The organism is Paraburkholderia sp. BL23I1N1, from assembly GCF_003610295.1.
Lineage (GTDB): Bacteria > Pseudomonadota > Gammaproteobacteria > Burkholderiales > Burkholderiaceae > Paraburkholderia.
Genome location: NZ_RAPV01000001.1, coordinates 5184207 through 5207332, shown reverse-complemented (window position 1 = coordinate 5207332; position 23126 = coordinate 5184207). Strand labels below are relative to the sequence as shown.

Below are 23126 nucleotides of genomic sequence, written 5' to 3'. Positions count from 1 at the left end.
TCAGGCAGCGTTTATCGCGGGGTAGTCGGTGAAGCCCCGTTCTTCCCCTTGATAAAAAGTCGTTCGGTCGGCATCGTTGAGGGGCGATCCGGCGCGGAAGCGATTCACCAGATCCGGATTAGCGAGGAAGAGAGTGCCGAACGAAACGAGGTCCGTATCCCCCGCATCGACTGCCGATTCAGCCCGTCCGGCATCGTATCCACCATTCGCAATGTATGTGCCGTTAAAGCGCTGCCGCAGGGCCTTAAAGTCGAACTCCCCTTCGCCGAGTTGCATCACGTGCAGATACGCGAGCCCATATTGACCAAGCAGCTCTGCAGCGTACCCGAACGTCGCTGCAGGATCGCTGTCGCTCATCGAGAAACCGTTGAAGATAGGCGACAGACGAACGCCCACGCGATCGGCGCCAAACACCGGCACGACGGCTTCCACGACTTCCTTCAGGAAGCGCGCGCGATTCTGAATCGAGCCACCATAGGCGTCCGTACGCACGTTTGTACCGTCGCGCAGGAACTGGTCGATCAGGTAACCGTTCGCTGCGTGAATCTCGACGCCGTCGAAGCCAGCAAGTTTCGCGTTTTCCGCCGCTTTGCGGAAGTCGGCCACGACGCCGGCGATTTCCTCCAGCTCAAGTGCACGCGGTGTCACGAGCGACATAAGCCCTTCGCCCGTGAAGATTTCGCCATCGGCCCGAAGTGCGGACGGCGCGACCGGCAACGCTTCGTTCCGCTGCACTGACGGGTGAGACAGCCGGCCGACGTGCCAGATCTGCAGGAAGATGCGACCGCCTTCTGCGTGCACTGCATCAGTCACCTGCCTCCAGCCCGCGATCTGCGCGGCGGAGTGTATGCCCGGTGTGCGCGGATAGCCCTTACCCTGCGGCGAAATCTGGGAAGCCTCAGTGATGATCAGGCCGGCACTTGCGCGCTGCTGGTAGTACTGCGCGATCAGCGGCGTCGGCGCGTCGCCATCGCCGGCGCGACTGCGCGTCAGCGGCGCCATCACCATCCGGTTGCGCAGCTTGTATGCGCCGAGTTGCACGGGCGAAAGCAGTTGACCAAGCGATTTTGCAGTCATGTTCATCTTCCTTTTTTGTAACGGACCATACGGTCCAAAATAGTCCAAATAAATCCCACCTGGGGTGGGAACCGTTTATTGCAACGCCTGCAGCATCACTCCAAGCGCATCGTCAAGCCGGCCGACGTCCGCCTTCGAGCGGGCCATAATCTGCAAGCCCTGGTGGGTGACGGTGAGAAAGCGCGCCAGTTTTCGCGCAGATTTATCGCGGGGGATCGAACCGTCTGCCTTGCCGCGCTCAATAGCATGCGCGAGCGCATCTTCTATTCCGAGGAAATCCCGGGCAATAAGTTGCTGTACTTCCTCGTCATGCGGCCCAAATTCGACGGCCTCGTTACAACTCATGCAGCCAAATGGCCGATCGACGAGGCGCGCGTGTTCAACCACCATCTCGAAGAAAGCCTGAATCGATGCGAATGCAGTCGGTTTGCTCTTCAGATAACCGTCGAGCATCCGCATTCTCTCCAGCCGGTAAACCTCGAACGCTGCCAGGAACAACTCACGCTTGCTTCCGAACGTGTCATAAAGACTGCTCTTGCTCAGACCGGTAGCCTTCAGCAGGTCGGTGAGTGACGTCGCCTCGAAACCCTGGCTCCAGAACACCTGCATTGCCTGCAGCAACGCTTCCCTTTCATCAAATTCACGCGGCCTTGCCATCTCTTGTCCCTTGACGTTTCCGATATGGTAGCCGTTTCGGACCCATCGGTCCAGAACGATTTTTGCAACAGTGCGTGTCATCAGGCGAACCGATGGATTTAGCGCAAGACTGCGCGGCCTATGCGTTTCGCCCGCAGCCTAAGCACGAAGCCCATCGTGCGCTGTTCTACGACGTGTGCCGTCCAACCGATTGGGCGACTCGCACCAGATAGTTGGCCTCGCGCGATTCACGCGTGCAATTCTCCATTCGAGATCTTCGCCGCCACGCTCGCCTCAGCAAGCCAACCTTGCGATTCTAAAATTAGACTCCGTGTTGCACTTCAGTCTGAACCACCCTTCTCGTATTTGCTGGCGAGCGAACTCTTGGTCGACGACAAGTGTAGTTTTGCGCTTTCGGACGCCGGCCCTTATGAAAATCTCTCTACCCCTTAAAACGTCTGGAGGCCTCCCCATCGCTTCGCTGCGAGATTGCCTCAGGAAGTGGTTGCAGGTTTTCCTACCGCGACGATTTCTACCATGCGGTCGTCCCACCATCGACTGCGAAATCCGCACCGGTGACCCATTTTGCCTCGTTGCTAGCGAGGTATAATGCGCAGTAAGCGACATCCTCCGGCGTGCCTACCTGGCCATTTAACATGAGCTTCCGCTTCATCGGCGCAAACCAATCCGGATCGTCGATACGCCTCGCTGTCGCGCCCGTACGCACAAGCCCTGGGGAGATGCTGTTCGCTCGAATGCCGTACTTGCCGCCTTCGGCAGCCAGTTGGCGAGTCATTGCAATTACGCCACCTTTACCGGCGGAGTGTGCGATGGCAGGCAACACCTCATATGCCATCTTTCCCGAGACCGACCCGCAATTTATGATCGACCCACCACGCTGCCTGAGGTACGGCCACGCTGCTTTACATAGGTTGAAAACGATGTCCAATTCGCCCCTCATCGTCGCTCTCCACATTTCGATCGACATGTCCTCGATCGGTGCGAAGTGAACGCTGGCGGCATTGTTGTAGAGTACGTCTACCTGGCCGTAACTCCTGTATGCAAGATCAATAAGAGCGAGAGCTTCATCAGGCTCCGATGGATTGCAAGGTTGCAAGCTCACCGCGCTACCACCGGACGCGATAATCTCGGCCACCGTTGTGCGAGAATTCTCTTCGTTCAGGTCGCACCCCACAACCTGTGCTCCTTCGGCAGCAAATAGAAGCGCCGCTGCACGCCCCATTCCGCTGCCGATTCCCGTTACCACAGCAACCTTTTCGTTCAATCGGTTCGGCATTAGATGCCTCATCAGTGTTAGTCAGGTCTTGTCAAGTACACACTCGGACTATTTCGAATCTTGTTCCGTTACCAGCATCACGTTTCGGGCGGTCTGCGAAATGTGATCGCGCAATATTGCACAGGCTAGATCTGCTTTCCTCTCAACCGCGGCATCCATCATTCGACGGTGCTCATCCTGCGAATTTCTGGGTTCATTCCGATTCATCGCCGAAAAGCGGCGATAGCGCTCCGACTGGTCGAAGAGATTCGAGCACGAAAGGAGTAGCCTTGGCGATCCGGCAGCCGAGAGCAACGTCATGTGGAAGCCCTTATGTCGCTCGGTCCATTCATCATCGAGGCGGTTCTGCCCGCCGTCGGTACGCTTTTCCAGGCGCTCGAGCTGATGATAAGCGGCGATGACTCTGCCTTCCCACGCGTCGTCGCCTTGTGCAATCGACCGAGTAAGAGCTTCTGCCTCGACCAGCAACCTGAAGTTGGTCAAGTCTGCGAGATCATGGGGAGACATTGGCGCAACACGAAAGCCGCGATTATCGTCTGCCGTCACCAATCCTTCAGCCACGAGCCGATTCAGAGCTTCGCGTAAAGGACTGCTTGAAAATGCATGTTGCTGCTGGAGCACTTCCATGCGCAACTTCGTACCTGGCGCAATTTCGCCGCGCAAGATACGACGTCTAATCGTATTGAAGGCTTGCTCTGACAAGGGCCGACTTTTGCCATTCGCGTCGTCATCGGACCGTGAAACGACTAGTGTTTCATGCGACTTCATGATGGTTTTCGATTAAGAAGGTGACGAATCAAGAACGGCAGACCTAGGGCAGCAGCAGGATCTTGCCGGACACTCGGCCGCTTTCCAACGAATCGTGGGCATCGGCGGCCGATCCTAAGGGCATCGAAACGGCAATCTCAGCCCGCAGTAGCCCGTCAGTACCAAGGCGAAGGACTTGTTCGACGTCAGCCGCTGTTTGTCCTGTGGAACCATACAACGTGAGCTGCCGTTGGTAGAGCGTTGTCACGTTAAGCGGCACGATGCCGCCCCCGTGCGATCCTGCGGTTACGAGCCGCCCGCCGCGCGCAAGGCTGGCGACTGCCTTGGGAAACAGTTCAGCGTCTCCTATGTTCTCGAACACAACGTCTACCCCGCGCCCCTCCGTCAACTTCATCACTTCCTGCTGGAGGTCTTGCGCTCGATAGTCGATACCGTGATCAGCTCCCAGTGCGATCGCGCGTTCGATGCGGGCGCGCGCGCCCGCGCCAGCAATGACCGTTGCCCCCAGCCATTTGGCGATTTGAACGCCGACGGCTCCGAGACCACCCGTCGCCCCCATTACGAGCACTGTTTCGCCGGGGCGAACCGCGGCCTTGCTCTTCAGCAGATGCAGCGCCAACGGCGCATGTCGGCCAATGACAGCAGCGTCCTCGAAGCTAAGACCCTCGGGAACTAGGTGAGTCGCGACAGCTGGAACGCAGACATATTGTGCATACCCACCCCACACGGACACGCCGAGCAAGACAGGCGGCTGATTAGCCGATGCCGGCCTCAGAATGGGCGACGTGACTACGCGATCGCCGATCTTGCGATCAGAAACGGCATCGCCGACAGCCGCTACCGTGCCAACCGGGTCCGCTCCGAGTACGTGCGGGAGATTGACCGGCCGGCCGTAGCGACCGGCTCTGACAGCGAGGTCTAAAGTCCGGTTAACTGTGACCGCATGTACCTTGATCAGGACCTCATCGGCCTGCGGGGTCGGGTCACGGACGTCCGTCAGTGCCAAAACATCCGGGCCACCAAACCTTTCCATCAGAACAGCTTTCATGTCATCGCTTCCAGAATTAGCGTCAGGCAATAAGTACCCGAACTTCCCCAAGCCCAGCAACCTTCGCAGAGACAATATCGGCCGCCCGCAAAAACTCTCCCCGACTGCTTCCGACCCCCGCCGGCGTTCCCGTCAGGATGATGTCTCCGGGCCACAACGTAATACGCTCGGATATATCTCTGATTTGCTCAGCCAGCGAAAAAATCATGTGACTTGTGTTCGAGCGCTGCTTGGTGTCACCGTTTACGGAGAGGCTAAGATCGAGATTCTGCGGATCGGGAACATTGTCGGCGGGGACAAGCCACGGCCCGATTGGGCACGCACCGTCAAAACTTTTGTGCGAGAGCCAGTCCATCCTGAATGGTGAACGCTCAGGCACATCTTGCCGCCTGCTCAAGTCTCGGGCCGAAAAGTCGATTGCGATGGTATAAGCGGCGACGTGATCTAACGCCGTCTCGATAGCAAGGTCTTTCCCTTTAACACCGATCACCGCCGCAAGCTCGACTTCCCAATCTAGCGCCGAAGAGGCCGCCGGCACGCGCACGGTTGATCCCGTTCCGGTCATGGAATGCGAGCTCTTCAAAAAATGCCATGACCTTGCCCCTTTTTGATTCACCGAGGCGTTGCCTTGGGCCGCAGCCATTTCCGCTTCGTGGTCGGAGTAATTGGCGCCGGCGCAATACAAGCTTCCCGAGTTCGCCAGCGGTGCCAATAGCTTCACCTGCCCGACCAACACTGTCGGGTTGTGCGTGATCGGATTGAACTTCTTGATCCAGCCACTGAAAGCGGGCCAGTCCGTCAGCACCATCGCCATGTCGACGTATCTGGCTTCACCACTTGTTTCCGCGAGGTCGTACACGCGGTCATCGAGAAGAAGTCCCGTTCGTGCACCTCGCTCCGACTCGTAACGAATTAGCACGGGACGGCTTGGCAGGCTACCGAATAAATTTTCCTTCATGGCGGCTTGTATCCGTAAATGCTCAAAGCTCGCCAGCGGTAACGCGGCGACGCACTTCCATGATCGTGGCCGCAACAGCCGAAATATAACTGTCGCGCACCTCCTCGCCTCGTTGCCTTTCTTCGTCTGAGCCTGCAGCGACGCCGGGAAATGCGAGAGCGAAGGTAAATGTGAGGATCAAGCCTCGATCCGAATCGCTGAGCACGTTTGAGATCCAACCGTGATCCGGGTCGTCGATACGCTCAAAGAGTACTTGCACTTCAGGCGTAAAAGAGATGCGCTCCCGAATCGACGTGCCGCGCAAGCTGATCTGGCGCAAAAGTCCTTGCTCGTACCGCTCGATCACCTTGCACTCGTCCATGGCAGAGACAAACGGAACAGCATTTTCCGCTTTTTGAACAAGTCCGGCCCACATTTGCGTCCGGCTAACGTTAACCGGTTCATCCGCGGGGTTAACATCGAAACTGACTGAAATCGCGTACATAAATTGCCTCCATATCCTCGAGTGAGGTGGTCAGGTCAGTAGGTCGTTGCCGATATTCGCCTTTGCCGCGCGCGCCTTTCGCCGCGCCTCGACCTCGGCAAGCGTCAAGGCATTTCCTCCGTAAGACCAGAGGCCGTCGGCCACTTCGTTGATGACAACAATGGTGGCTGGTCGAATTCCTTCGCCGCCCTGCCGAACAACGGCTTCCGTAATGTCCTTCATCAATTCGTTTTGCTGTTGTCGCGTGAATGCACCTGCTAGGTGCTGGACGGTAATGACCGGCATGATGTCTCCTCCTCTATTAGGGCTTCATAACCAATTATGCACGAATGCCGATTTCCTGCAAAGTTATCGATGACTGACGCGGCCAACTCGGGTCTAGGAACCGACTAGGTACAATCCCTCCGCGGCCTATTTGTGTCTATTTTTCAATAACTTAGGCTTCGCCGTCTCGGACCGGATGAAAAATGTTCTTTGCAGATAATGTGTTTTTGTGCAAACTAGTTCGAAACCACTGCAATCTCCGATAAGGAGGAGACCCATGTCCCGTCAACAGGAAGTCGCACCGCCTTTCTCGCGCGCCTTGAGCCCCGCTCCGACCGACGATGATTCCAGCGGCTTGAAAAAGCCCATCGCCGACACGTCTAGCTCGGCAAGGTATCCACCGGTTGTGCGCGGCTACATGACGTTGACCATACTCATCGTCGCGTACGTTATTTCCCTGGTCGACAGGCAGGTCCTCTCGCTGATGGTGGGTCCCATTCGAGCGGCGCTCGGCATCGACGATATCCAGGTTGGACTGCTCCAGGGGTTCTCTTTCGCGCTGTTCTACTGTGTTCTTGGAATCCCGCTGGGCAGACTGGCTGACCGTGGTAACCGGCGTCTAATCATCGCCTTTGGAATGACGTTCTGGAGTGCGGCGACGATTGCGTGCGCCTTTGCCGACAGCTTTGCGACATTGTTTGTCGCGCGCATGTGCGTCGGCGTTGGCGAAGCGGCGCTGGCCCCGGCCGCTTACTCTTTGCTCGCCGACACTTTTGCGCCCAAGCGCCTGGTGCGCGCGAATGCCTTGTTCTCGATGGGCGCAATGCTCGGTGGCGGCTTTGCGCTGGTAGTGGGAGGAATGACCCTCGACTATGCGACAAGGGTTGCTCACCATGTACTGGGCGGAACGTTTCAGCCGTGGCAGCTTGTATTTATCTCCCTTGGAATGCCTGGCATGATTTTGACGGCTGTCTTGCTCGCGGCAGTCAAGGAACCAAAGCGTCTCGACGATCAGCCGTTGCCGAGCATGCGTGAAGCTTGCAAACATCTGTGGCAGCTGCGTTCACACCTCGTTCCTCTCTACGTATGCTCCACGCTTCTCGCGGCCGTACTGTTCGCTAACCTTGGGTGGTTACCGACGTACTTCATGAGGACCTATCAGACTACGCCCAGCTACACAGGCTTGGCCTTGGGCATTGCGCTGATGGCAGGTTGCGTCGTCGGGTCCACGATTGGACCATCGCTCACCGCACAGTTGTTCCGGAGAGGTTATCGAGACGCCCACATGCGCACGGTATTGATTGCCTCTATCGCGATTCTTCCTACGGTGCTTGGCACACTATTCCACAATCAGAAGGTGACCCTCATTGCGGCCTGTTTGTATTTTCTAGTCCAAAATTCCTACTTCGGTGCGGTCACGGCATCGATGCAGGCCGTTATTCCGAATCGTCTGCGCGCAATGAATTCTGGCCTTCTGTTTTTGATCATGAATCTCGTCGGACTCGGCGGCGGCACCGTGATCGTTGCATGGACCGCGTCTCATGTCTTTGCCAACGCGTCGAACTCCATTGGACAGGCGATTACGTCGGTCAGTCTCGTAGCAGCGACCGGTTCGGCGATTGTCGCTGCACTGACGATGAAACGCTACCGACACCACGCTTCCGAGAACTCAAAGGCTTAAGGGCAAAGTTTCGAATCATCGTCTTCAGATATTGATTATCGGATTGCAAAATGACCAACTACACTTCAAACCAAAGTCAGGCACCCTTCGACTTCGGCCGGCTCGCGCCTTCGCGGGGATTCAGACTCGTCGTTGTCGGTAGTCATGGCGGCATCGGAAGAGCGCTTTGTCAGGCGGCGCTTTCCATCGAGGTGGAGGTTATTGCCCTCGATACAGCATCGGCGATCGACAAAGCCGGGCCCATGGAGGGACTGCACTCAATCGCAGTAGATGTGACCGACAACGATTCTATCGACGCTGCATTCAGTGCAATACAGGAACGATGGGGCTCCATTGATGGGCTCGCGTTCGTTTCCGGGATCGGCGCGCGCCCAACACCTGCAACAGAGCACACCGTTGAGCAGTGGGATCGAACGATGGACGTGAATTTGCGCGGCGCATTTTTAACTATGACTCGCGCTCGTCCCCTCTTGCTTGAGCATAGCTCAGTGGTGATAGTGTCTTCAGGGCTTGCGCAGCAAGCGGACCCTGGATTTCTTGCGTACAGCGCGTCAAAAGCAGGGCTGGTAGCGCTGGCGAAGACGCTTGCCAAAGAATGGGCGCCGATACGAGTCAACACCCTGTCACCTGGTCTCGTGAACACCCCATTCCTTGCCGGTGGTTCTGGGCAAGCGACGGAACGCGTAGGGTCCTCTCTTGAAGATTGGTTCGGGGTTGAGCGCGCACGAGCGATTATTGAAACGATTCCGTTGCGCAGAATCGCCGAACCGGAAGACATTGTCGCACCGATGTTGTTTCTGCTTGGCCCAGCATCGAGATTTGTGACTGGCCACACATTCCATGTAAACGGCGGCCGTCTAATGGCCTAGTAACTGTCCAGAGAAATACTATGAGCACGATAAAATGCAACGAACTTGTCTACATTCGTCGACAAGTTCCCGACCTCGCGAAAGCAAAGAGCTTCCTCACCGACTTTGGTCTGATTTCAGTCGCTGAGACTGCAGATGCAATCTACTTCCGGGGCACAGACGCGGCCCCTCATTGCTACATCATTCATGAGGGCCCGCTCTCCCTCCTTGGCTTCGCTTTTCAAGCGAAGAACGAAAGTGATCTCCATGTGCTTGCAGCTGCAACGGGACGTCAAGTCGAGCAAATTGACGAACCGGGCGGCGGCATGCGTCTGAGACTGCAGGAGCCCAACGGCTATGCCGTTGATGTGGTGTACGGAATCGAGGCGCGCGAGCCGATTAACATCGAACGGCAGGCGGTTAATACAGGTCGTCGCCCTCTCGCCCGGGCAGGAACAGTGTTGCGGCTGCCGCAAGGGCAGCCAACTCCAGTCAAGCGGATTGCCCACGTCGTGCTTGGGACGCCAATCGTTTCCGAGACTGCGGAGTGGTTCGCACAGACACTTGGCTTTGTCGCCTCCGATGAAGTCTTCGGTCATGGCGGTTCAGAACACATCGCGTCCTTCCTTCGAGTCGACAAAGGCGATGATTACGTGGACCATCATGCATTCCTTCCGATGCGCTCGGCGACGGCGGGATTGCACCACGTCTCTTTCGAAGCTCAAGACATCGACGCTGTCATGGCGGACCACCACTTTCTGAAATCACGCGGCTATGACCAGCTTTGGGGTGTCGGTCGACATCTGCTAGGAAGCCAACTTTTCGACTACTGGAATGATCCGTTCGGACACGCTCACGAGCACTGGGCGGACTCCGATCGGTTGAACGCAAGCGCGCCCATAGGGGTCTGGGACGTTAAAGAAGGCCTCACCAATCAGTGGGGCGATCCTCCGTCAGACCGTTTTCGAAACAATGTGAAACCGTAATCCCACAGCACCTCGACGCCGACCTGGCGCTCTGTCGCACTTTTTCTTCGATAGTGTTCGTTCAGCAAGCCGATCTAACGCGGCGGCTACGGCACATGTCGAACAGCGCGGAGCGCCAGGTCGAGGCGAGATTTGCCGCCCGACAACAAATAAGAATTCAAGGAGACAACAAACGTGAAGCTTCGGTATCCTATATTATGGACGTCACTGATGGTTCTTTCGTTGAGTGCCCACGCTTCTGGAGGAGTGACCCTTTATGGAATTTTGGATAACAGCGTCGAGGTCGCTAACGTAGGGAGCGGGACAGCTGTTCGTATGGATTCGGGAGAGGTGCTCGGATCACGATTCGGCTTTCTAGGCACTGAGGACATCGGAGGAGGTTATTCCATTAAATTCACGCTTGAGCAGGGATTTTTGGTAAACAACGGTGCAGTTAGTACACCCAGCCTTTCATTTAGTCGTCAGGCTTGGGTTGGTGTGGCCGGTCCGTGGGGGGAACTGCGGTTCGGACGTCAGAACTCCCCTGTCTACATCCCCGTTTCTGGTCTTCTGGACGCATTCGGTGGAGCGACAATCGGGTCTGCGCTAATCAGCTTCCTCAGTATCGTTCCGAGAGTGAACAATGCAATCTCGTATCACACACCCAACATCGCGGGCCTGACTGCTCAATTTATGGTGGGACTGAGAGACACAACGACGGCCCCGCAAAACGGTATAGCGAACTACCACGTGGGAATCGAATACGCGAATGGCCCGGTGGGGGCGACCTTCGGTTACCAGAGCGTCAATGATCCCGTGGGAATCAGCTATCCGTCCGCTCCGCCTGGAAGCACTCTGAAGGCACTATATGCGGGAGTGTCGTACAGCTTTGGGCCGGTGACCGCTTTTATTGGCTATAACAACAACCGGCAGACCGAAACGCCGCTCAATCGAGATGTGTATGTCGCATCGCTACGTTACACGATCAGCCCAGACATGACCGCCGCCATCGGGATAGGACACGCACGGGACAAGTCGTCTCTTGATAACAACGCAAATCAGATCGGTGTTAGTTACAACTATTTTTTGTCTAAACGAACCACTCTGTATGCCGCGGCGGCATGGATCGACAATCAGAACAAGGCAACTTTTGCTATGAACGGCGCGACGACCGCAGGTATTCCGGTGGCCTATCCTGGTGCGACAGCAAAGGGCATGCAGATTGGCCTCGTCCACAGGTTCTAATGCGAGCAAGGCGGTAGCATTGAAGTGACTGACGGACGCCGGAACTTACAGCGTGCTGTTTGGATGCACTGGCTTCCACAATTCTTAACCAGCAAGAGAGGAATGGGCTCATGGATCAAAGCCAAACTACGACAGCCCCGCGCCCGGGCAAGGTCGCCTATAAGCGCATTGCCACTGAAGAAGCGTTCGCGCCAGCGGAAATGCTTCAGATTTGGCGCAAGATTCTTGAGGGCGCGGACCCCGATCCCGGCTTCGTCAGCCTGATCGGCTTCTATATGAGCAGCAAGAGCGCCCGGGCGCGGCACATTATCGAATGCCTCACTGACCTCGGCGAGCAACGACTGCATCATATGGACGAAGCGGGGATCGACCGGCAGGTGATCGCACTGACGTCGCCCGGCGTGCAGGTCATGGACGGGGAATCGGCCGTTGCGTTCGCCAAGGTCGCCAACGATGAGTTGGCGGAAGCAGTTCGCAAGCACCCGACGCGTTTCACGGGAATGGTTGCTGTAGCGCCGCAAGACCCAGAAGCGGCAGCGAAGGAGATTGAGCGGGGCGTGCAAAAGCTGGGGCTTAACGGTGTCATCATCAATTCGCACACGCATGGTGAATATCTTTCGGATCCGAAGTTTTGGGCCATTTTTGAAGCCGCCGAGGCGAACGACACGCCGATCTACCTGCACCCGAACACGCCACCGCGCAACATGATTCAGCCGTTCCTCGAGTGCGGCCTCGACGGCGCAATCTTCGGCTTCGGCGTCGAGACCGGACTGCACGCGCTGCGAATCATTACGGCGGGCGTGTTCGACCACTTCCCGAAGTTACGGATCATTCTCGGCCACATGGGCGAAGCGCTGCCGTTCTGGGCTTATCGTCTCGACTACATGCACCGCGCGACCGTGAAGTCGGAGCGTTACGCCTGCATGAAGCCGATTCAGAAGAAGCCGAGCGACTATCTGCGCGAGAATTTTTACATCACCAACAGCGGCGTAGCGGACGAAGCCGCCATCAAGTACACGCAAGGCATGATGGGAGCCGATCGCGTCATGTATGCGATGGACTATCCGTATCAACACGCGATCGAGGAGGTCGGCATTCTCGACAACATGTCGTCCACGCCGGAAGACAAGAAGCGCTTCTACCAGACCAACGCGGAAGTCGCGTTCGGCCTGAAGTGACTGCGAGGCTTGAACGGTGACGGCAGGATTGCAGCAGGAGACTCTCGTGGGCGGAGCGCATACGGCAATCGCCAACATCGCCATTCCGCTCAGCTCACGGTATCTGAGCAGCGCACCGTCGCTGGCCATATGGGTAGTCAACGCCTATCAGTTGGCGATGGCCGTCGCCATGCTGCCGCTCGTCGCTCTCGGAGAGCGGTTCGGCTACCGGCGCGTGTATCGAGGCGGTGTCTTGTTGTTAAAATTTGCCTCGCTATTCTGCGCGCTGTCGCCGTCGATAGGCACGTTGGTCGCGTCGCGGATGCTGCAGGGTTTGCGGCGCACGCGTCGCCACGCTCGAGCCCGCGCTGTTCCGCTCGATCCTGCCGCAGTCAAAGGTCGCACGCGGCATCGCGCTACTCGCGCTGACGGCCGCGTTGTCGGCATCGTTCGGGCAGAGTCTCGCGGCTTCCGTCCTGCGCGTGGCCGACTGACACTGGCTGGTCGGCAACAACGTGCCAGTCGGCGTATGCGGTGCTGATCGCCGCCGGCGTCACGCTGCTGCGCGGGAAGGGAGTCGCGCGACCGTTCGATCGCTGGAGCGCCGTGTTGCGCGGTAATCGGCTCGGCAAGGCCAGGCCCCGATTCGCGAGACACAGCCTCATGATGTGAGCTGATTCGTGAGCCAGGAGGGTATGCCGATATGTTGGACAGCACAACGAAGGATGCTCGCCCCAAGCAGGGGTATCGTGTATATCCGCGAGAATTCAAGCAGCAAATCGTCAAGGAAACGCTGGAACCCGGTGCATCGGTCTCGATCGTGGCACACCACTCCATACTCGAGTCGTTTGGCGACGCGCCAGATTCGGCCGATGTTCCGGCTATAGAACTAAGCTGCGAGTCCAAAGACCGTATCGTTGGCGAGTCGGAATTTGCGCTCGACAGCGACACCGACAAGAGAACCCGACCGCGAATCGCCATCTCATGCGATCCGCGTCTCTTCCACCGCAAGTTCTGCGAGCAACCAAGCCCGAAACGCACCCACTCGCGCAAATGCTTCCTCTCCTTCGGGATAGAGGAGATAGTACGAGCCCTTTCCTCGAGCCACTTCAGGCAGAGCCTGCACTAGTCGACCTGCCGATAACTCCGCCCGCACCATCGCCGGGTCCACGACCGCCACTCGGAGGCTTTCACAGGCGGCTTGAATCACCACGATCCGCGAGGCGAGAACCAACTGACGTTCGCCCGCTGGCGCTGGACTATCCGCGGCTTCCGCCCACAGCGCCCAATCTTCTGGGCGAGACCTGGCGGAGAGCAGCGTATGATGCGCCAGGTCAGCGACACCCACTAGCGGCGCTTTAGCCGTACGCGTCGTTGGGGAGCATGCAGTGATTAACTTTTCGGCACGAAGGAAATCGCAACGCAACCCCGGCCAATCACCGTCACCGTATGCGATCGCGCAGTCAAGCGCGTCTCGCACGAAATCGACCGCTGAGATTGACACGCGAATCTCGACGTTCGAGAACTGCTCTTGGACCGCAGCGAGCCGCGGCAACAACCAGTGCATAGCAAATGTCGGCAGCGAATTGACGATGAGCGGAGCAGATGCGCCGCGCACTGCGACGCGTTGCCATGCCGTCCAGAGTTGCCGAAGACATCGATCTACTTCTCCATGTAACTCGCGGCCAGCATCGGTGAACGCGAGCCCGCGGCCCGTGCGTATGAACAGACGCACGCCGAGCCGCTCTTCAAGGATGCCAAGTTGATACGATAGCGTCGATGGACTTAGGTTCAGTTCGCGTGCCGCGTGCACAGGATTTAGGTGATGACCGATGACCTGAAAGCTGCGCAGATGGTTGAAAGAGGGGAGCGCTTGCATCTTGGACAGATGACGACTGACACCCCTGATTCACAAGCTGCCATCGCCAGGCGACGGCGGAATTCTGGACTATGGTTCGGGCGGCCTTTACGGCTGCAAGGCCTCTGAGTTGGCTCTGACAAAATGGTGTCCACCACTTCGAAAATGATGGACATCACTTTGATGTCGATTCTTGCGTCCGTCTACGACGGCATCGCGAGCCGCCTACCGTTGACAAACGCCGCCATCCCCTTCTCGTAATTTGTTCGATGTGGCAGCCGTTTCGGACCTCTCGGTCCACAATAGTTTTTGCAACAGTGCGTGTCACCGGGGCAACCGATAAGTTCAGCGCAAGGCAGCGCTACCTATGTATTTCGCGCGCGGCCTGAGCAAGAAGCCCATCGTGCGCTGCTCCAACACGTGCGCCACCCAGCCGCTCGTGCGGCTTAGTACCCAGATCGCCGTTGCAGACCCGTCGGGCATCCCCAACGCCCGGGCAAGCGTGACCAGCGCTATTGCGACGCCCGGATGCGCCTGCTGCTGTGCGCGAAGTTCGGCGAGAAACGCGAGAGTATTACGGGTGCCGCTTTCCAGTCTCGGGAGTGCCTGGACCAGGTCCAGTATGACGTCCGCCCGGGGGTCACCTCCGGGATACATTGGATGATTGAAACCGAACAGGCTTGCGCCGTACTCCTTGACGAGGCTCTTGCGCTGTGCCAGGTCCTTGGCCGACGTCGTCTGAAGCAATGCGGACTCCACCTTGTGGGTGGCCGTGCCTGTTGAGAATCCGAGATGCGAGCCTATTGCTGCTGCAACGCAGTTGAAGAGGTCAGCGTTGGTCGATGCAGCAATGCGCGCGGCGAATGTCGCCGGCGCCAGTTCGTTATCGGCGAGTACGACCATCGCTCCATTTAATGCGCGCAGAGCCTCCGGCGAGACATCAACGCCGCTGACGCGCAGAATAAACGCCGGAAGCGACTCGAATGCCTGGCGCGCTGCGAAGCGGCGCGACGTCTGCAGGAAACCCAGGCAGCCAGCCATCGTTTGCATCAGGAGCCTTGCGGCCGGCACGGATGCGCCGTCCGCGATTTCCGCCGGTCCCCTGCCGCGCATACCCAACGCGAATGTCACCATGCCGAGCAGATTGCCAATATCGGTGGCCACTTGCGACGCCTGGTAATGATCAATCAGCTGCTTCACATCTTCCGGCGTGTCGATGGCCGGCCAGGCCGCGAAATTGTCTTGCCACATTCCTGTCATCAGCAATTGCGCGACCGATTCGAACGACACTCCCGCGCGTGCCATTTCGACGGCCGGGCGGGTCCGGTAGGACGGGCCCGCCTCGGCAATCTGTGTGATTGCAGAGGCCACTACCGGCGCACCCCAGTGCATCGTGGATTCCGCCGCGGCGATCTGCGGCGGTCGCCCACGTTTGCGGCTGCGAACACGATCTACGTCGGTCCGGAAATACAGGCTCTTGCGACCGTCCGGGTGCGGAGCCGTCTTGATCAAGCCCCGGCTCACGTACGCGTAGAGCGTGCCCGCCTTGATGTTGAGCAATTCGAGCACTTCGCTTCGAGTCAATAAATCCTTGGCCATGGGACGACGCATTCCTTTGACAAAGTAGATTTAATCAATTGTACATCGAGCGCCGGAACACCCATTAGACAAGGCCCAGCGGCAAGCTAACGCCTTTATATTGATTTGAATTATCAATCTTGATCGAATTCTTAATGAAGTCTATTGTTTTCGGATGGCAACGGTTGCGCAGCGACGTGACCGAAGCACAAATCCATTACCGAAAACGGAGGCAGTCATGCATGAGCTGAAGCACGCGTTCGAACGGCGCGAGGCGTCGTTTGTCGATCAGACAACAACACGTCCGCGGGACAATCACTACTGGGATCCTGTGGTCATCACGCGCGAGGAAATCGACGGCGAAGTGGCTCGCCTCGCGGGCCTGCCGGCCCCGGCCGACGGACGCCGGCAATCGCTGATCGTGCATCCCTCAGCGCGTAAGGACGCACCGGGGCTCGCGCCCGGCATCCAGGTCATGCTGCAGGTGCTGTTGCCGGGCGAAGCCACGCAACCCATGCGCCATAACGCGACTGAGGTCAACTTCTGCATTCGCGGTGCGGGTCGCACGATCGTTGCCGGTCGCTCTATTGCATTCCGTCAATACGACGTATGGAACCATCCGTCATTCGTCGCCTATCAGCACATCAATGACTCGGACGACATCCAGGTCCGGCTGGTGTACTCGAACATCCCGCTGCTTCAGCACATGGAAATCTATGTGCCGGATTTCGATGTTGCGCTTGACGTCGAGAGCGGTCCTGCGATTACCCACTCTGATGACGATCCTCGGCGCAAGAATCCCTATGGCACGTTCCCGATCGGCACCGAGGGCGGCCTGCTCATGCCGTATGAGACGTTGATCAACCCGACCGTTGTCGAGTCGAAGCCGCTCCATTTCCCGTGGGAAAACGTAAAGGCAGAACTCGACAAACTCGCCGCACTTGGCAGCGAGTACGTGGGCCGACGTCTCTACATGATGTACAACCCGACGACGGGGCGCACGAACGGCATCACGCCGAACTTCTTTGCAACCATGACAATCCGTCCGCCAAAGATCGTCGATCGTCCGCACCGCCACGTATCGGCCGCAATCAACTACTACTTTTCCGGCTCGGGCCACAGCATGGTCGCTGGCAACCGTTACGACTGGAAAGCGGGCGACCTGATGTTGTCGGCACCCGGCTGGGCTGTGCACAACCATGCATCGCACGACGAGCCCGTGTATGAACTGACGATTCAGGATCAGCCACTGAACATCTACATGGAATCGCTCCTCTGGCAGGAGAGCTTGAAGGAAGCGCCGGCGCTGCTGGGCACCCAGACGGGCTTCCAGACCAATCGCAAGAGCGCAACCTGAGGACTCGATCGATGACCAAACTTTCTTCATTGCGGGGTTCAATGACCCCGATCGTCACGCCGTTCCGGAACGGCGAGGTCGACTACGACACCTACGCGCGGCTCGTGGACTGGCAGATCGCCAACGGCGGTCACGGCGTGCTCGTCAACGGCACTACTGCAGAACCCAGCACGCTGACGACTGCTGAACGCAATCGCCTTGTCGACGTGGCGATCGAGGCTGCGGCCGGTCGCGTGCCGGTGATCGCGGCGACCGGTTCCCAATCGCTAGCGGAAACGCTTGAGCTGACTTCCCATGCGGACAAAGCAGGCGTCGACGGGCTGCTGGTTGTCACGCCGTACTACATCAAGCCGCCACAACGCGGCCTCGTCGAGTATTACGCAGAAGTTGGCCAACGCACAGAACGGCCGCTAATGATCTATCACATCCCGGGGCGCGCGGCCGTGAACGTGGATCTCGCGACCGTCAAGGCAATCCGGGAGCGCGTGCCGAACCTCATCGGCATGAAACACGCCGTCAACGATATGGGTTTCGTCACGCACATGCTTGACACGTTCGGGCCCGACTGGCGTGTGTTTGTAGGCCTCGAGGAACTGAGCTTCCCGATGCTCGCGGTCGGTGCATGCGGATTGATGAATGCGGTCGGCAATCTCGCACCCCGCAAGGTCGCCGACCTCTTCGAGGCCGTCGACCAGGGCGATCTTGCGGCAGGGCGAAAGCTGCACTTCGATCTGTTTGAACTGAATCTGTCAGTGTTCTTCGACACCAATCCGATTCCGATCAAGTACATGATGAAGCGGCTGGGCCTGCTGCCGGTCAACGAGCATCGGCTGCCCATGGTCCCTGCGACTCCCGAACTCGAAAAACGCCTCGACCACGTGCTCGAACGCGCAGGTCTCATCTGAGGACGAGGAGCCATAAACATGCCAACACATAAGCTGGCGACGCCCGTCCTCGCTCGTCCCGATCTGCTGCGTCAGGCTGCATACGTGGGCGGCACGTGGATCGAGGCCGGCGACGGGGCAGCGCTTGACGTGCGCAATCCGGCTTCGGGAGCAATCGTCGGACGCGTCCCTGACCTTAAGGTCGAAGTGGTGCGCAGCGCGATTGAGCAGGCAGCGACAGCGCTGAAATCCTGGAAGCGGACCACTGCGAAGCATCGATCGCAATTGCTGCGTACGTGGCACGACAGGGTGGTTGCGCATATCGAGGACATTGCACTGATTCTGACGTCCGAACAGGGCAAGACGCTCGCTGAGGCGCGCGGAGAGATTCGCTACGCCGCATCCTTCATCGAATGGTTCGCTGAGGAGGCGAAACGGATCAACGGCGATGTGATCCCCGCCCCTGCCGACGGCCATCGCATTATCGTCGTCAAGCAGCCCGTTGGCGTCTGTGCGGCCATCACGCCATGGAATTTTCCGGCGGCGATGATTACCCGCAAGATCGGACCGGCGCTTGCGGCGGGCTGCACGGTGGTTCTGAAGCCAGCGAGCGCCACCCCGTTCACCGCGCTGGCGCTCGCCGTGCTCGCCGAGGAAGCCGGCATTCCCGCAGGCGTCATCAACGTTGTCACGGGCAGCGCCCGCCCCATCGGCGATGAACTTTGTCGTAACCCGATCGTGCGCAAGCTCACGTTCACCGGCTCGACAGAAGTCGGTCGTGAACTGATGGCGAAATCGTCGGAAACGGTCAAGAAGGTTTCAATGGAACTGGGCGGCAACGCACCGTTCATCGTATTCGACGACGCTGACATCCCGAAGGCTGTCGCGGGCGCGATCTTCTCGAAATTCCGCAATGCCGGACAGACCTGCGTCTGTACCAACCGGATTCTGGTTCAGGAGGGCGTGTACGACACGTTCTGCACGGAATTCGAGCGTGCAGTGGCGCGGCTACGTGTAGGCCCGGGAACGGCAGAAGGCGTCGATCAAGGCCCGCTCATCAATAGCGATGCTATTGCCCATCTCCGCGCCTTGCTCGAAGACGCTATTGCGCGGGATGCGACAGTGACGGTCGGCGGCAACCCGCATCCGCTCGGAGGTAATTTCTTCGAACCGACGGTTGTGCGCGACGTGACTCCCGATATGCGGCTCTTTCGCGAGGAAGCGTTTGGTCCCGTGGCGCCGATCGTGCGATTCGTCACGGAAGAAGAAGGCATTGCGCTTGCCAACGATACGGAATACGGCCTCGCGGCTTACTTCTTCGCGTCCCGCATGGACAGGATTGTTCGCGTGTTCGAGGCGCTCGAAGCCGGCATGGTCGGCATCAACACCGGCGCGATCTCATCGGAAGTCGTTCCGTTCGGCGGAGTCAAGGCGTCCGGCGTCGGACGCGAAGGCTCTGTGTACGGAGTCGACGACTACCTCGAAATCAAGGCCGGCGTGCTCGCCGGTGCGTTCTGACGCGCGCCCGTCAAAAGGAGACAACGATGAGTAACCGTATCCCCCGGCTCGAGATGGAGTCGCTGCCCCCCGACCTCGCAGCCTATCTTGGGCCGCGCGTGAAACGGCTCGGGTATCTGGGCGAACTCTTCAAGTGCGCAGGTAATGCGCCCGACGTGATCCTGCAATTCATGCATTTCACCGACGCATTGAAGAAGGCGCTCCCGGACCGGCTGACCGAACTCGGTGCACTGACAGTGGCGAGCTACATGGAGAACCGCTATGAACGCCATCAGCACGAACGTCTGAGTGTGAAGCTGGGCTTTCCCGCGAATGGATCGCGGAAGTCAACAGGCTCGATCCGGCGTCGGCCGAAGCGTTGACGGATGTCGAAAAGGCGGCGCAGGTCTACGCGCTTGCGGCGCTCCAGAAGCGTGGAATCGGCGTTGAGGACGAGTTTGAGGCATTCGCCAGTCTCGTTCCGCCATCCGAAGCAATGGCCTTCGCAATGTTGATTGGGCGTTACGTCACTCACGCGATCGTGGTCAACAGTCTCCGACTGGCGCCGCCGGTCCCGTCAATCTTCGAGGAGTAACAGCGAGATGACTTCACCGATCTGGATCTCCGAACAGAATGTCGTCGCATTGATGAGCCTTTCTGACGCAATCGGCGCGCTCGAGCGAGGCCTGGCTCAGCAGGCGGCGGGCGATGCGCGCAACATGGTGAAAACGCATGTAGCCTGGGGCGAGAATAACCTGCACGCCATTGGCGCCACGTATCCGAAGACCGGCATCGTCGGAACCAAGACATGGGCGCACACTACCGGCGGAACATGCCCCTTGCTGATTCTGTTCGATGCTGCGACGGGACAGTTGAAAGCGATCATCGAGGCGTTCGCGCTCGGGCAGATGCGCACCGGCGGGATATCCGGCGTCGCGTCGCGGTGGCTTGCACAGCCGGATGCCGACGTGATGGCGCTGATTGGTACGGGCAAGCAGGCCCTGTCGCAACTCGCCGCAGTGGCCGCTGTACGACCGCTGCGCCTCGTGCGGGTTTTCAGCCCAACGCCCGAGAAGCGGCAGGCGTTTTATCGCCCGAGCGCGTGAGACGTTTCAAATGGAAATCGTCGAAGCCAGCTCCGTGGAAGAGGCTGTTTCCGACGCGCCCATCATCACCACGGTGACGCGCGCGAAACAGCCATTCCTGTCTGCGTCGAGCATAGCCCGGGGCGCCCACATCAACGCGGTAGGGGCGATTACCGAGGAGCGTGTCGAACTCGAAATGAATGTGTTCGCCCGCTGCACGCGCGCCGTCGTTGACGACCTGCCCGCGGCGCAACGCCTTTCGACCGAGCTCATTCGGGCCTATGGCGAATCCCGTCGCTGGGCCGACGTCAACTCGCTGTGTGATGTCATCGCCGGAAAGAGCGGCCGCACCGCTGACGACGACATCACTATCTTCAAGGCAATGGGGATGGGGGTGTCGGACCTGGCGCTTGGCGTCGAAATTCTGGAGCGTGCAACGCGTGCCGGACTCGGCGCCCCGCTTCCCCTTCCAACGCGCGAAGCGCCGCGGCTCGCGTAATTTGCGTTCGGCGTCGCCATTCCGGGTTCGTCTGGCATGACGGCGCCTCGGACCGCGCGGCGCATCCACCGCGCTGGGCGCTCATAAAACTACCGCTGCTGTCCATAATACGTGGGAGACAAAGAATGAAGGCCAGGCTGAATGACACAATGGTTCTCGCGTCATTACCCGACGTGGACCTTGAGCCGCCCCGTGCAAGCGCGGGATGGAACTCGTCGGGACGCCTTGACGTAAGGCAGGAGATCGACAACGCCCCCCTCCGGCCCTTCCACATCCGGTTGGGCCTGTTGATATCGCTGATACTTCTGGCTGATGGCTACGACCTGTACAACGCAGCCTACATCGTCCATTCGGTCGCCGGGCTATGGCGCCTTTCACCGGGTGAAATCGGTGTACTTCTCTCCAGCGGCCTGGCAGGCTTCGCAGCAGGATCGACCGTTTCCGGACTGTTAGGCGATCGCCTTGGCCGCAGGAAGGTGCTTCTTCTCGGATGCTGGGCATCCGGCATCATGAGCCTCACGATCGCCGTCGCAGCGCATGACTTCTTCTCATATGTCGCGCTGCGTGTGGTCATGGGCCTTGCACTCGGCCTGCTCATGCCGATCGCCGTCACCTATATCAATGAAATTGCGCCGGCGCGTGTGTCGAACGTTTTCACTGCGTGGTTCTTTTCGCTTGGCTGGCTCGCAGGCGCGTCATCGGCCGGCATTGTCGCGGCATGGCTCACACCCCATTTCGGCTGGCAGAGCTTGTACTACGCTGGCGCAGCGCTGCTCTCGCTTACGGTGCTCGTCCATTGGCTTCCAGAGTCGCCCCACTACCTCGCGAGCCGCGCCCGCTGGTCGGAACTGAGAGTGTTGCTCGGAAAGATCCGTCCTGATCGTGCGCAGCGCTACGAGTCGGCACAGCTGTACGTGCCGCCCAGGATCGAGCACCGCGGTTCCGCGCGCGTGCTTTTCTCAAGCGATTACTGGGTCCGGACTGTCAGTTGCTGTTGCGCGGGCGCACTCAGCCTGTTTTCGGCATACGGCCTCTCCGGCTGGCTCCCGACCATCATGCTCAAGCGTGGCGAAAACCTGTCGGCAAGCTTTGCTTACGGCTCCCTGCTCGCCGCAATGGCTGTTTTCGGCGGCCTCCTGGCGGGCTTCGCGGCAGACCGGTCAGGCGATCGCCGACGCGTCGTCGCCATAAGCTTCGTACTTGGCGCCGCAGCCATATGGGTGTTAGCGCGATCTCATAATCACAACACGACCATCATTGCGGTCGCCGCGGCGGGGGCGTTCGTAGTTGGATCCCAGATAGTTCTCAACAATCTGGTTGCAGCAATGTATCCCACGGAAATCCGGGGGACAGGTGTCGGTATTTTTCTCGGATTGTCGCGGGTGGGGGCGATGTTAGGACCTTTACTTGCGGGCCTTATCCAGCAATGGTCAGGCACATACGATGCCATGTTCATCGCCATCGGGGCCGCCTTGTTGCTTACTGCTGCGCTCGTATACGGTGCAATGCCTTCCAGCGAAAGTGTGACACCTGCGCTGGATACCTGACAGTCGTTCCAACGGCAGAATTGAATCACCGCCTATTTCGGAAGGCGCTAAGCGCAATGGAGCACCGCTCTGTTCTCCCTCCAATGGCGGCCTCGTGTTTTCAGGGGCTCGGAATGAAATTGAGTCACCTCTGACATCAGACTCGTTATTCGAACGTTGATGTCGCTGGCTGCATCAGTGCTGGAAAGTTGAAGGAGAAGTCGATGGGTACGATAGACAGACCTTTGCGCTCACTGGTCAAAAAGTGGCTTGGGCCGACTCCGGCGATGCCGGCCCGAGTCACCCAGTTTGGTCGAATGCCTTCCAATCGGGGACGCTATATCTGCGTGGAAGCATTGCGACCATCAGGCGCTTTGACAATCTACTTCTTCCTCCACGATGACGGTACGTGGC

Annotated in this window: 24 protein-coding genes and 2 pseudogenes; 15 read left to right on the top strand and 11 right to left on the bottom strand. The window is 58.7% G+C overall.

The window, feature by feature from the left end:
• The 8 genes from B0G76_RS24365 to B0G76_RS24330 form a co-directional block, all read right to left on the bottom strand.
• Positions 1-1077, bottom strand: coding sequence for an alkene reductase (locus B0G76_RS24365; protein WP_120296756.1), 1077 nt, complete (start codon positions 1075-1077; stop codon positions 1-3).
• A gap of 75 nt (positions 1078-1152) precedes the next feature.
• A complete protein-coding gene (locus B0G76_RS24360; protein ID WP_259460705.1) occupies positions 1153-1815 on the bottom strand; it encodes a TetR/AcrR family transcriptional regulator in 663 nt (220 codons plus the stop codon).
• A gap of 430 nt (positions 1816-2245) precedes the next feature.
• Positions 2246-3010 (bottom strand): SDR family NAD(P)-dependent oxidoreductase, encoded by a 765-nt coding sequence (locus tag B0G76_RS24355; RefSeq protein WP_120294796.1) that lies wholly within the window; start codon positions 3008-3010, stop codon positions 2246-2248.
• Positions 3011-3058: 48 nt separating this feature from the next.
• The gene (locus tag B0G76_RS24350; RefSeq protein ID WP_120294795.1) at positions 3059-3778 is read right to left on the bottom strand and encodes a GntR family transcriptional regulator; all 720 of its coding nucleotides are present in this window, start codon (positions 3776-3778) and stop codon (positions 3059-3061) included.
• A 43-nt stretch (positions 3779-3821) separates the two neighbouring features.
• Complete coding sequence (locus B0G76_RS24345) at positions 3822-4826, bottom strand: zinc-binding dehydrogenase (RefSeq protein WP_120294794.1); 1005 nt, start codon at positions 4824-4826, stop codon at positions 3822-3824.
• Positions 4827-4848: 22 nt separating this feature from the next.
• Positions 4849-5784: a fumarylacetoacetate hydrolase family protein gene (locus tag B0G76_RS24340; RefSeq protein WP_120294793.1), complete on the bottom strand. Its 936-nt coding sequence runs from the start codon at positions 5782-5784 to the stop codon at positions 4849-4851.
• A 22-nt stretch (positions 5785-5806) separates the two neighbouring features.
• Positions 5807-6268 (bottom strand): SRPBCC family protein, encoded by a 462-nt coding sequence (locus tag B0G76_RS24335; protein WP_120294792.1) that lies wholly within the window; start codon positions 6266-6268, stop codon positions 5807-5809.
• Between the two features lie 30 nt (positions 6269-6298).
• On the bottom strand, positions 6299-6553 hold the full coding sequence (locus tag B0G76_RS24330; RefSeq protein WP_120294791.1) for a tautomerase family protein: 255 nt from the start codon (positions 6551-6553) through the stop codon (positions 6299-6301).
• A gap of 256 nt (positions 6554-6809) precedes the next feature.
• On the opposite strand from B0G76_RS24330, the gene B0G76_RS24325 reads away from it, so the two are divergent.
• From B0G76_RS24325 to B0G76_RS44895, 7 genes and pseudogenes are all read left to right on the top strand, one after another.
• Positions 6810-8213: an MFS transporter gene (locus B0G76_RS24325; RefSeq protein WP_120294790.1), complete on the top strand. Its 1404-nt coding sequence runs from the start codon at positions 6810-6812 to the stop codon at positions 8211-8213.
• 50 nt (positions 8214-8263) lie between these two features.
• The gene (locus tag B0G76_RS24320; RefSeq protein WP_120294789.1) at positions 8264-9082 is read left to right on the top strand and encodes an SDR family NAD(P)-dependent oxidoreductase; all 819 of its coding nucleotides are present in this window, start codon (positions 8264-8266) and stop codon (positions 9080-9082) included.
• Positions 9083-9102: 20 nt separating this feature from the next.
• Positions 9103-10047 (top strand): VOC family protein, encoded by a 945-nt coding sequence (locus B0G76_RS24315; protein ID WP_120294788.1) that lies wholly within the window; start codon positions 9103-9105, stop codon positions 10045-10047.
• 210 nt (positions 10048-10257) lie between these two features.
• Complete coding sequence (locus tag B0G76_RS24310) at positions 10258-11271, top strand: porin (RefSeq protein WP_120294787.1); 1014 nt, start codon at positions 10258-10260, stop codon at positions 11269-11271.
• A 110-nt stretch (positions 11272-11381) separates the two neighbouring features.
• Positions 11382-12449 carry an amidohydrolase family protein gene (locus B0G76_RS24305; protein ID WP_120294786.1) on the top strand — a complete coding sequence of 356 codons (1068 nt, stop codon included), beginning with the start codon at positions 11382-11384 and terminating at the stop codon, positions 12447-12449.
• A 46-nt stretch (positions 12450-12495) separates the two neighbouring features.
• Positions 12496-12969: an MFS transporter gene (locus B0G76_RS24300; protein WP_183082132.1), complete on the top strand. Its 474-nt coding sequence runs from the start codon at positions 12496-12498 to the stop codon at positions 12967-12969.
• 162 nt (positions 12970-13131) lie between these two features.
• Positions 13132-13221, top strand: a pseudogene (locus tag B0G76_RS44895) (hypothetical protein); the annotation flags it as partial.
• A gap of 33 nt (positions 13222-13254) precedes the next feature.
• Here the strand turns inward: B0G76_RS44895 and B0G76_RS44035 are convergent.
• The 3 genes and pseudogenes from B0G76_RS44035 to B0G76_RS24275 all read right to left on the bottom strand — a co-directional run.
• Positions 13255-13356 (bottom strand): annotated as a pseudogene (locus B0G76_RS44035) (aldehyde dehydrogenase family protein); the annotation flags it as partial.
• 54 nt (positions 13357-13410) lie between these two features.
• Positions 13411-14307: a LysR substrate-binding domain-containing protein gene (locus B0G76_RS24285; RefSeq protein WP_120294784.1), complete on the bottom strand. Its 897-nt coding sequence runs from the start codon at positions 14305-14307 to the stop codon at positions 13411-13413.
• A gap of 324 nt (positions 14308-14631) precedes the next feature.
• Positions 14632-15885, bottom strand: coding sequence for a citrate synthase (locus B0G76_RS24275; protein WP_183082131.1), 1254 nt, complete (start codon positions 15883-15885; stop codon positions 14632-14634).
• Between the two features lie 217 nt (positions 15886-16102).
• Here B0G76_RS24275 and B0G76_RS24270 point away from each other — a divergent pair, with 217 nt between their 5' ends.
• From B0G76_RS24270 to B0G76_RS24245, 8 genes are all read left to right on the top strand, one after another.
• Entirely contained in the window at positions 16103-17221 is a 1119-nt protein-coding gene (locus tag B0G76_RS24270) for a cupin domain-containing protein (RefSeq protein WP_120294783.1), read from the top strand.
• An 11-nt stretch (positions 17222-17232) separates the two neighbouring features.
• Positions 17233-18126 carry a 4-hydroxy-tetrahydrodipicolinate synthase gene (gene dapA, locus B0G76_RS24265; RefSeq protein WP_120294782.1) on the top strand — a complete coding sequence of 298 codons (894 nt, stop codon included), beginning with the start codon at positions 17233-17235 and terminating at the stop codon, positions 18124-18126.
• An 18-nt stretch (positions 18127-18144) separates the two neighbouring features.
• Entirely contained in the window at positions 18145-19623 is a 1479-nt protein-coding gene (locus B0G76_RS24260) for an NAD-dependent succinate-semialdehyde dehydrogenase (protein WP_120294781.1), read from the top strand.
• Between the two features lie 26 nt (positions 19624-19649).
• Positions 19650-19985 carry a hypothetical protein gene (locus B0G76_RS44030; RefSeq protein ID WP_259460704.1) on the top strand — a complete coding sequence of 112 codons (336 nt, stop codon included), beginning with the start codon at positions 19650-19652 and terminating at the stop codon, positions 19983-19985.
• Positions 19982-20197 carry a hypothetical protein gene (locus B0G76_RS44025; protein WP_259460703.1) on the top strand — a complete coding sequence of 72 codons (216 nt, stop codon included), beginning with the start codon at positions 19982-19984 and terminating at the stop codon, positions 20195-20197. The genes B0G76_RS44030 and B0G76_RS44025 overlap by 4 nt, the downstream gene beginning before the upstream one ends.
• A gap of 7 nt (positions 20198-20204) precedes the next feature.
• Complete coding sequence (locus B0G76_RS44020) at positions 20205-20708, top strand: hypothetical protein (protein ID WP_259460702.1); 504 nt, start codon at positions 20205-20207, stop codon at positions 20706-20708.
• A gap of 10 nt (positions 20709-20718) precedes the next feature.
• Positions 20719-21186 (top strand): hypothetical protein, encoded by a 468-nt coding sequence (locus tag B0G76_RS44015; protein WP_259460701.1) that lies wholly within the window; start codon positions 20719-20721, stop codon positions 21184-21186.
• A 125-nt stretch (positions 21187-21311) separates the two neighbouring features.
• Complete coding sequence (locus B0G76_RS24245; RefSeq protein WP_259460700.1) at positions 21312-22733, top strand: MFS transporter; 1422 nt, start codon at positions 21312-21314, stop codon at positions 22731-22733.
• Positions 22734-23126 lie beyond the last annotated feature (393 nt).

Coding starts and splice junctions, on each gene's coding strand:
- B0G76_RS24285 (WP_120294784.1), bottom strand. CDS start 14,307: ATGCAAGCGCTCCCCTCTTTCAACCATCTGCGCAGCTTTCAGGTCATC.
- B0G76_RS24355 (WP_120294796.1), bottom strand. CDS start 3,010: ATGCCGAACCGATTGAACGAAAAGGTTGCTGTGGTAACGGGAATCGGC.
- dapA (WP_120294782.1), top strand. CDS start 17,233: ATGACCAAACTTTCTTCATTGCGGGGTTCAATGACCCCGATCGTCACG.
- B0G76_RS24330 (WP_120294791.1), bottom strand. CDS start 6,553: ATGCCGGTCATTACCGTCCAGCACCTAGCAGGTGCATTCACGCGACAA.
- B0G76_RS24365 (WP_120296756.1), bottom strand. CDS start 1,077: ATGACTGCAAAATCGCTTGGTCAACTGCTTTCGCCCGTGCAACTCGGC.
- B0G76_RS24310 (WP_120294787.1), top strand. CDS start 10,258: ATGGTTCTTTCGTTGAGTGCCCACGCTTCTGGAGGAGTGACCCTTTAT.
- B0G76_RS24260 (WP_120294781.1), top strand. CDS start 18,145: ATGCCAACACATAAGCTGGCGACGCCCGTCCTCGCTCGTCCCGATCTG.
- B0G76_RS24245 (WP_259460700.1), top strand. CDS start 21,312: ATGAAGGCCAGGCTGAATGACACAATGGTTCTCGCGTCATTACCCGAC.
- B0G76_RS24315 (WP_120294788.1), top strand. CDS start 9,103: ATGAGCACGATAAAATGCAACGAACTTGTCTACATTCGTCGACAAGTT.
- B0G76_RS24360 (WP_259460705.1), bottom strand. CDS start 1,815: ATGACACGCACTGTTGCAAAAATCGTTCTGGACCGATGGGTCCGAAAC.
- B0G76_RS24340 (WP_120294793.1), bottom strand. CDS start 5,784: ATGAAGGAAAATTTATTCGGTAGCCTGCCAAGCCGTCCCGTGCTAATT.
- B0G76_RS24275 (WP_183082131.1), bottom strand. CDS start 15,885: ATGGCCAAGGATTTATTGACTCGAAGCGAAGTGCTCGAATTGCTCAAC.
- B0G76_RS24320 (WP_120294789.1), top strand. CDS start 8,264: ATGACCAACTACACTTCAAACCAAAGTCAGGCACCCTTCGACTTCGGC.
- B0G76_RS24345 (WP_120294794.1), bottom strand. CDS start 4,826: ATGAAAGCTGTTCTGATGGAAAGGTTTGGTGGCCCGGATGTTTTGGCA.
- B0G76_RS24305 (WP_120294786.1), top strand. CDS start 11,382: ATGGATCAAAGCCAAACTACGACAGCCCCGCGCCCGGGCAAGGTCGCC.
- B0G76_RS24270 (WP_120294783.1), top strand. CDS start 16,103: ATGCATGAGCTGAAGCACGCGTTCGAACGGCGCGAGGCGTCGTTTGTC.
- B0G76_RS44030 (WP_259460704.1), top strand. CDS start 19,650: ATGAGTAACCGTATCCCCCGGCTCGAGATGGAGTCGCTGCCCCCCGAC.
- B0G76_RS44015 (WP_259460701.1), top strand. CDS start 20,719: ATGGAAATCGTCGAAGCCAGCTCCGTGGAAGAGGCTGTTTCCGACGCG.
- B0G76_RS24350 (WP_120294795.1), bottom strand. CDS start 3,778: ATGAAGTCGCATGAAACACTAGTCGTTTCACGGTCCGATGACGACGCG.
- B0G76_RS44020 (WP_259460702.1), top strand. CDS start 20,205: ATGACTTCACCGATCTGGATCTCCGAACAGAATGTCGTCGCATTGATG.
- B0G76_RS24335 (WP_120294792.1), bottom strand. CDS start 6,268: ATGTACGCGATTTCAGTCAGTTTCGATGTTAACCCCGCGGATGAACCG.
- B0G76_RS24325 (WP_120294790.1), top strand. CDS start 6,810: ATGTCCCGTCAACAGGAAGTCGCACCGCCTTTCTCGCGCGCCTTGAGC.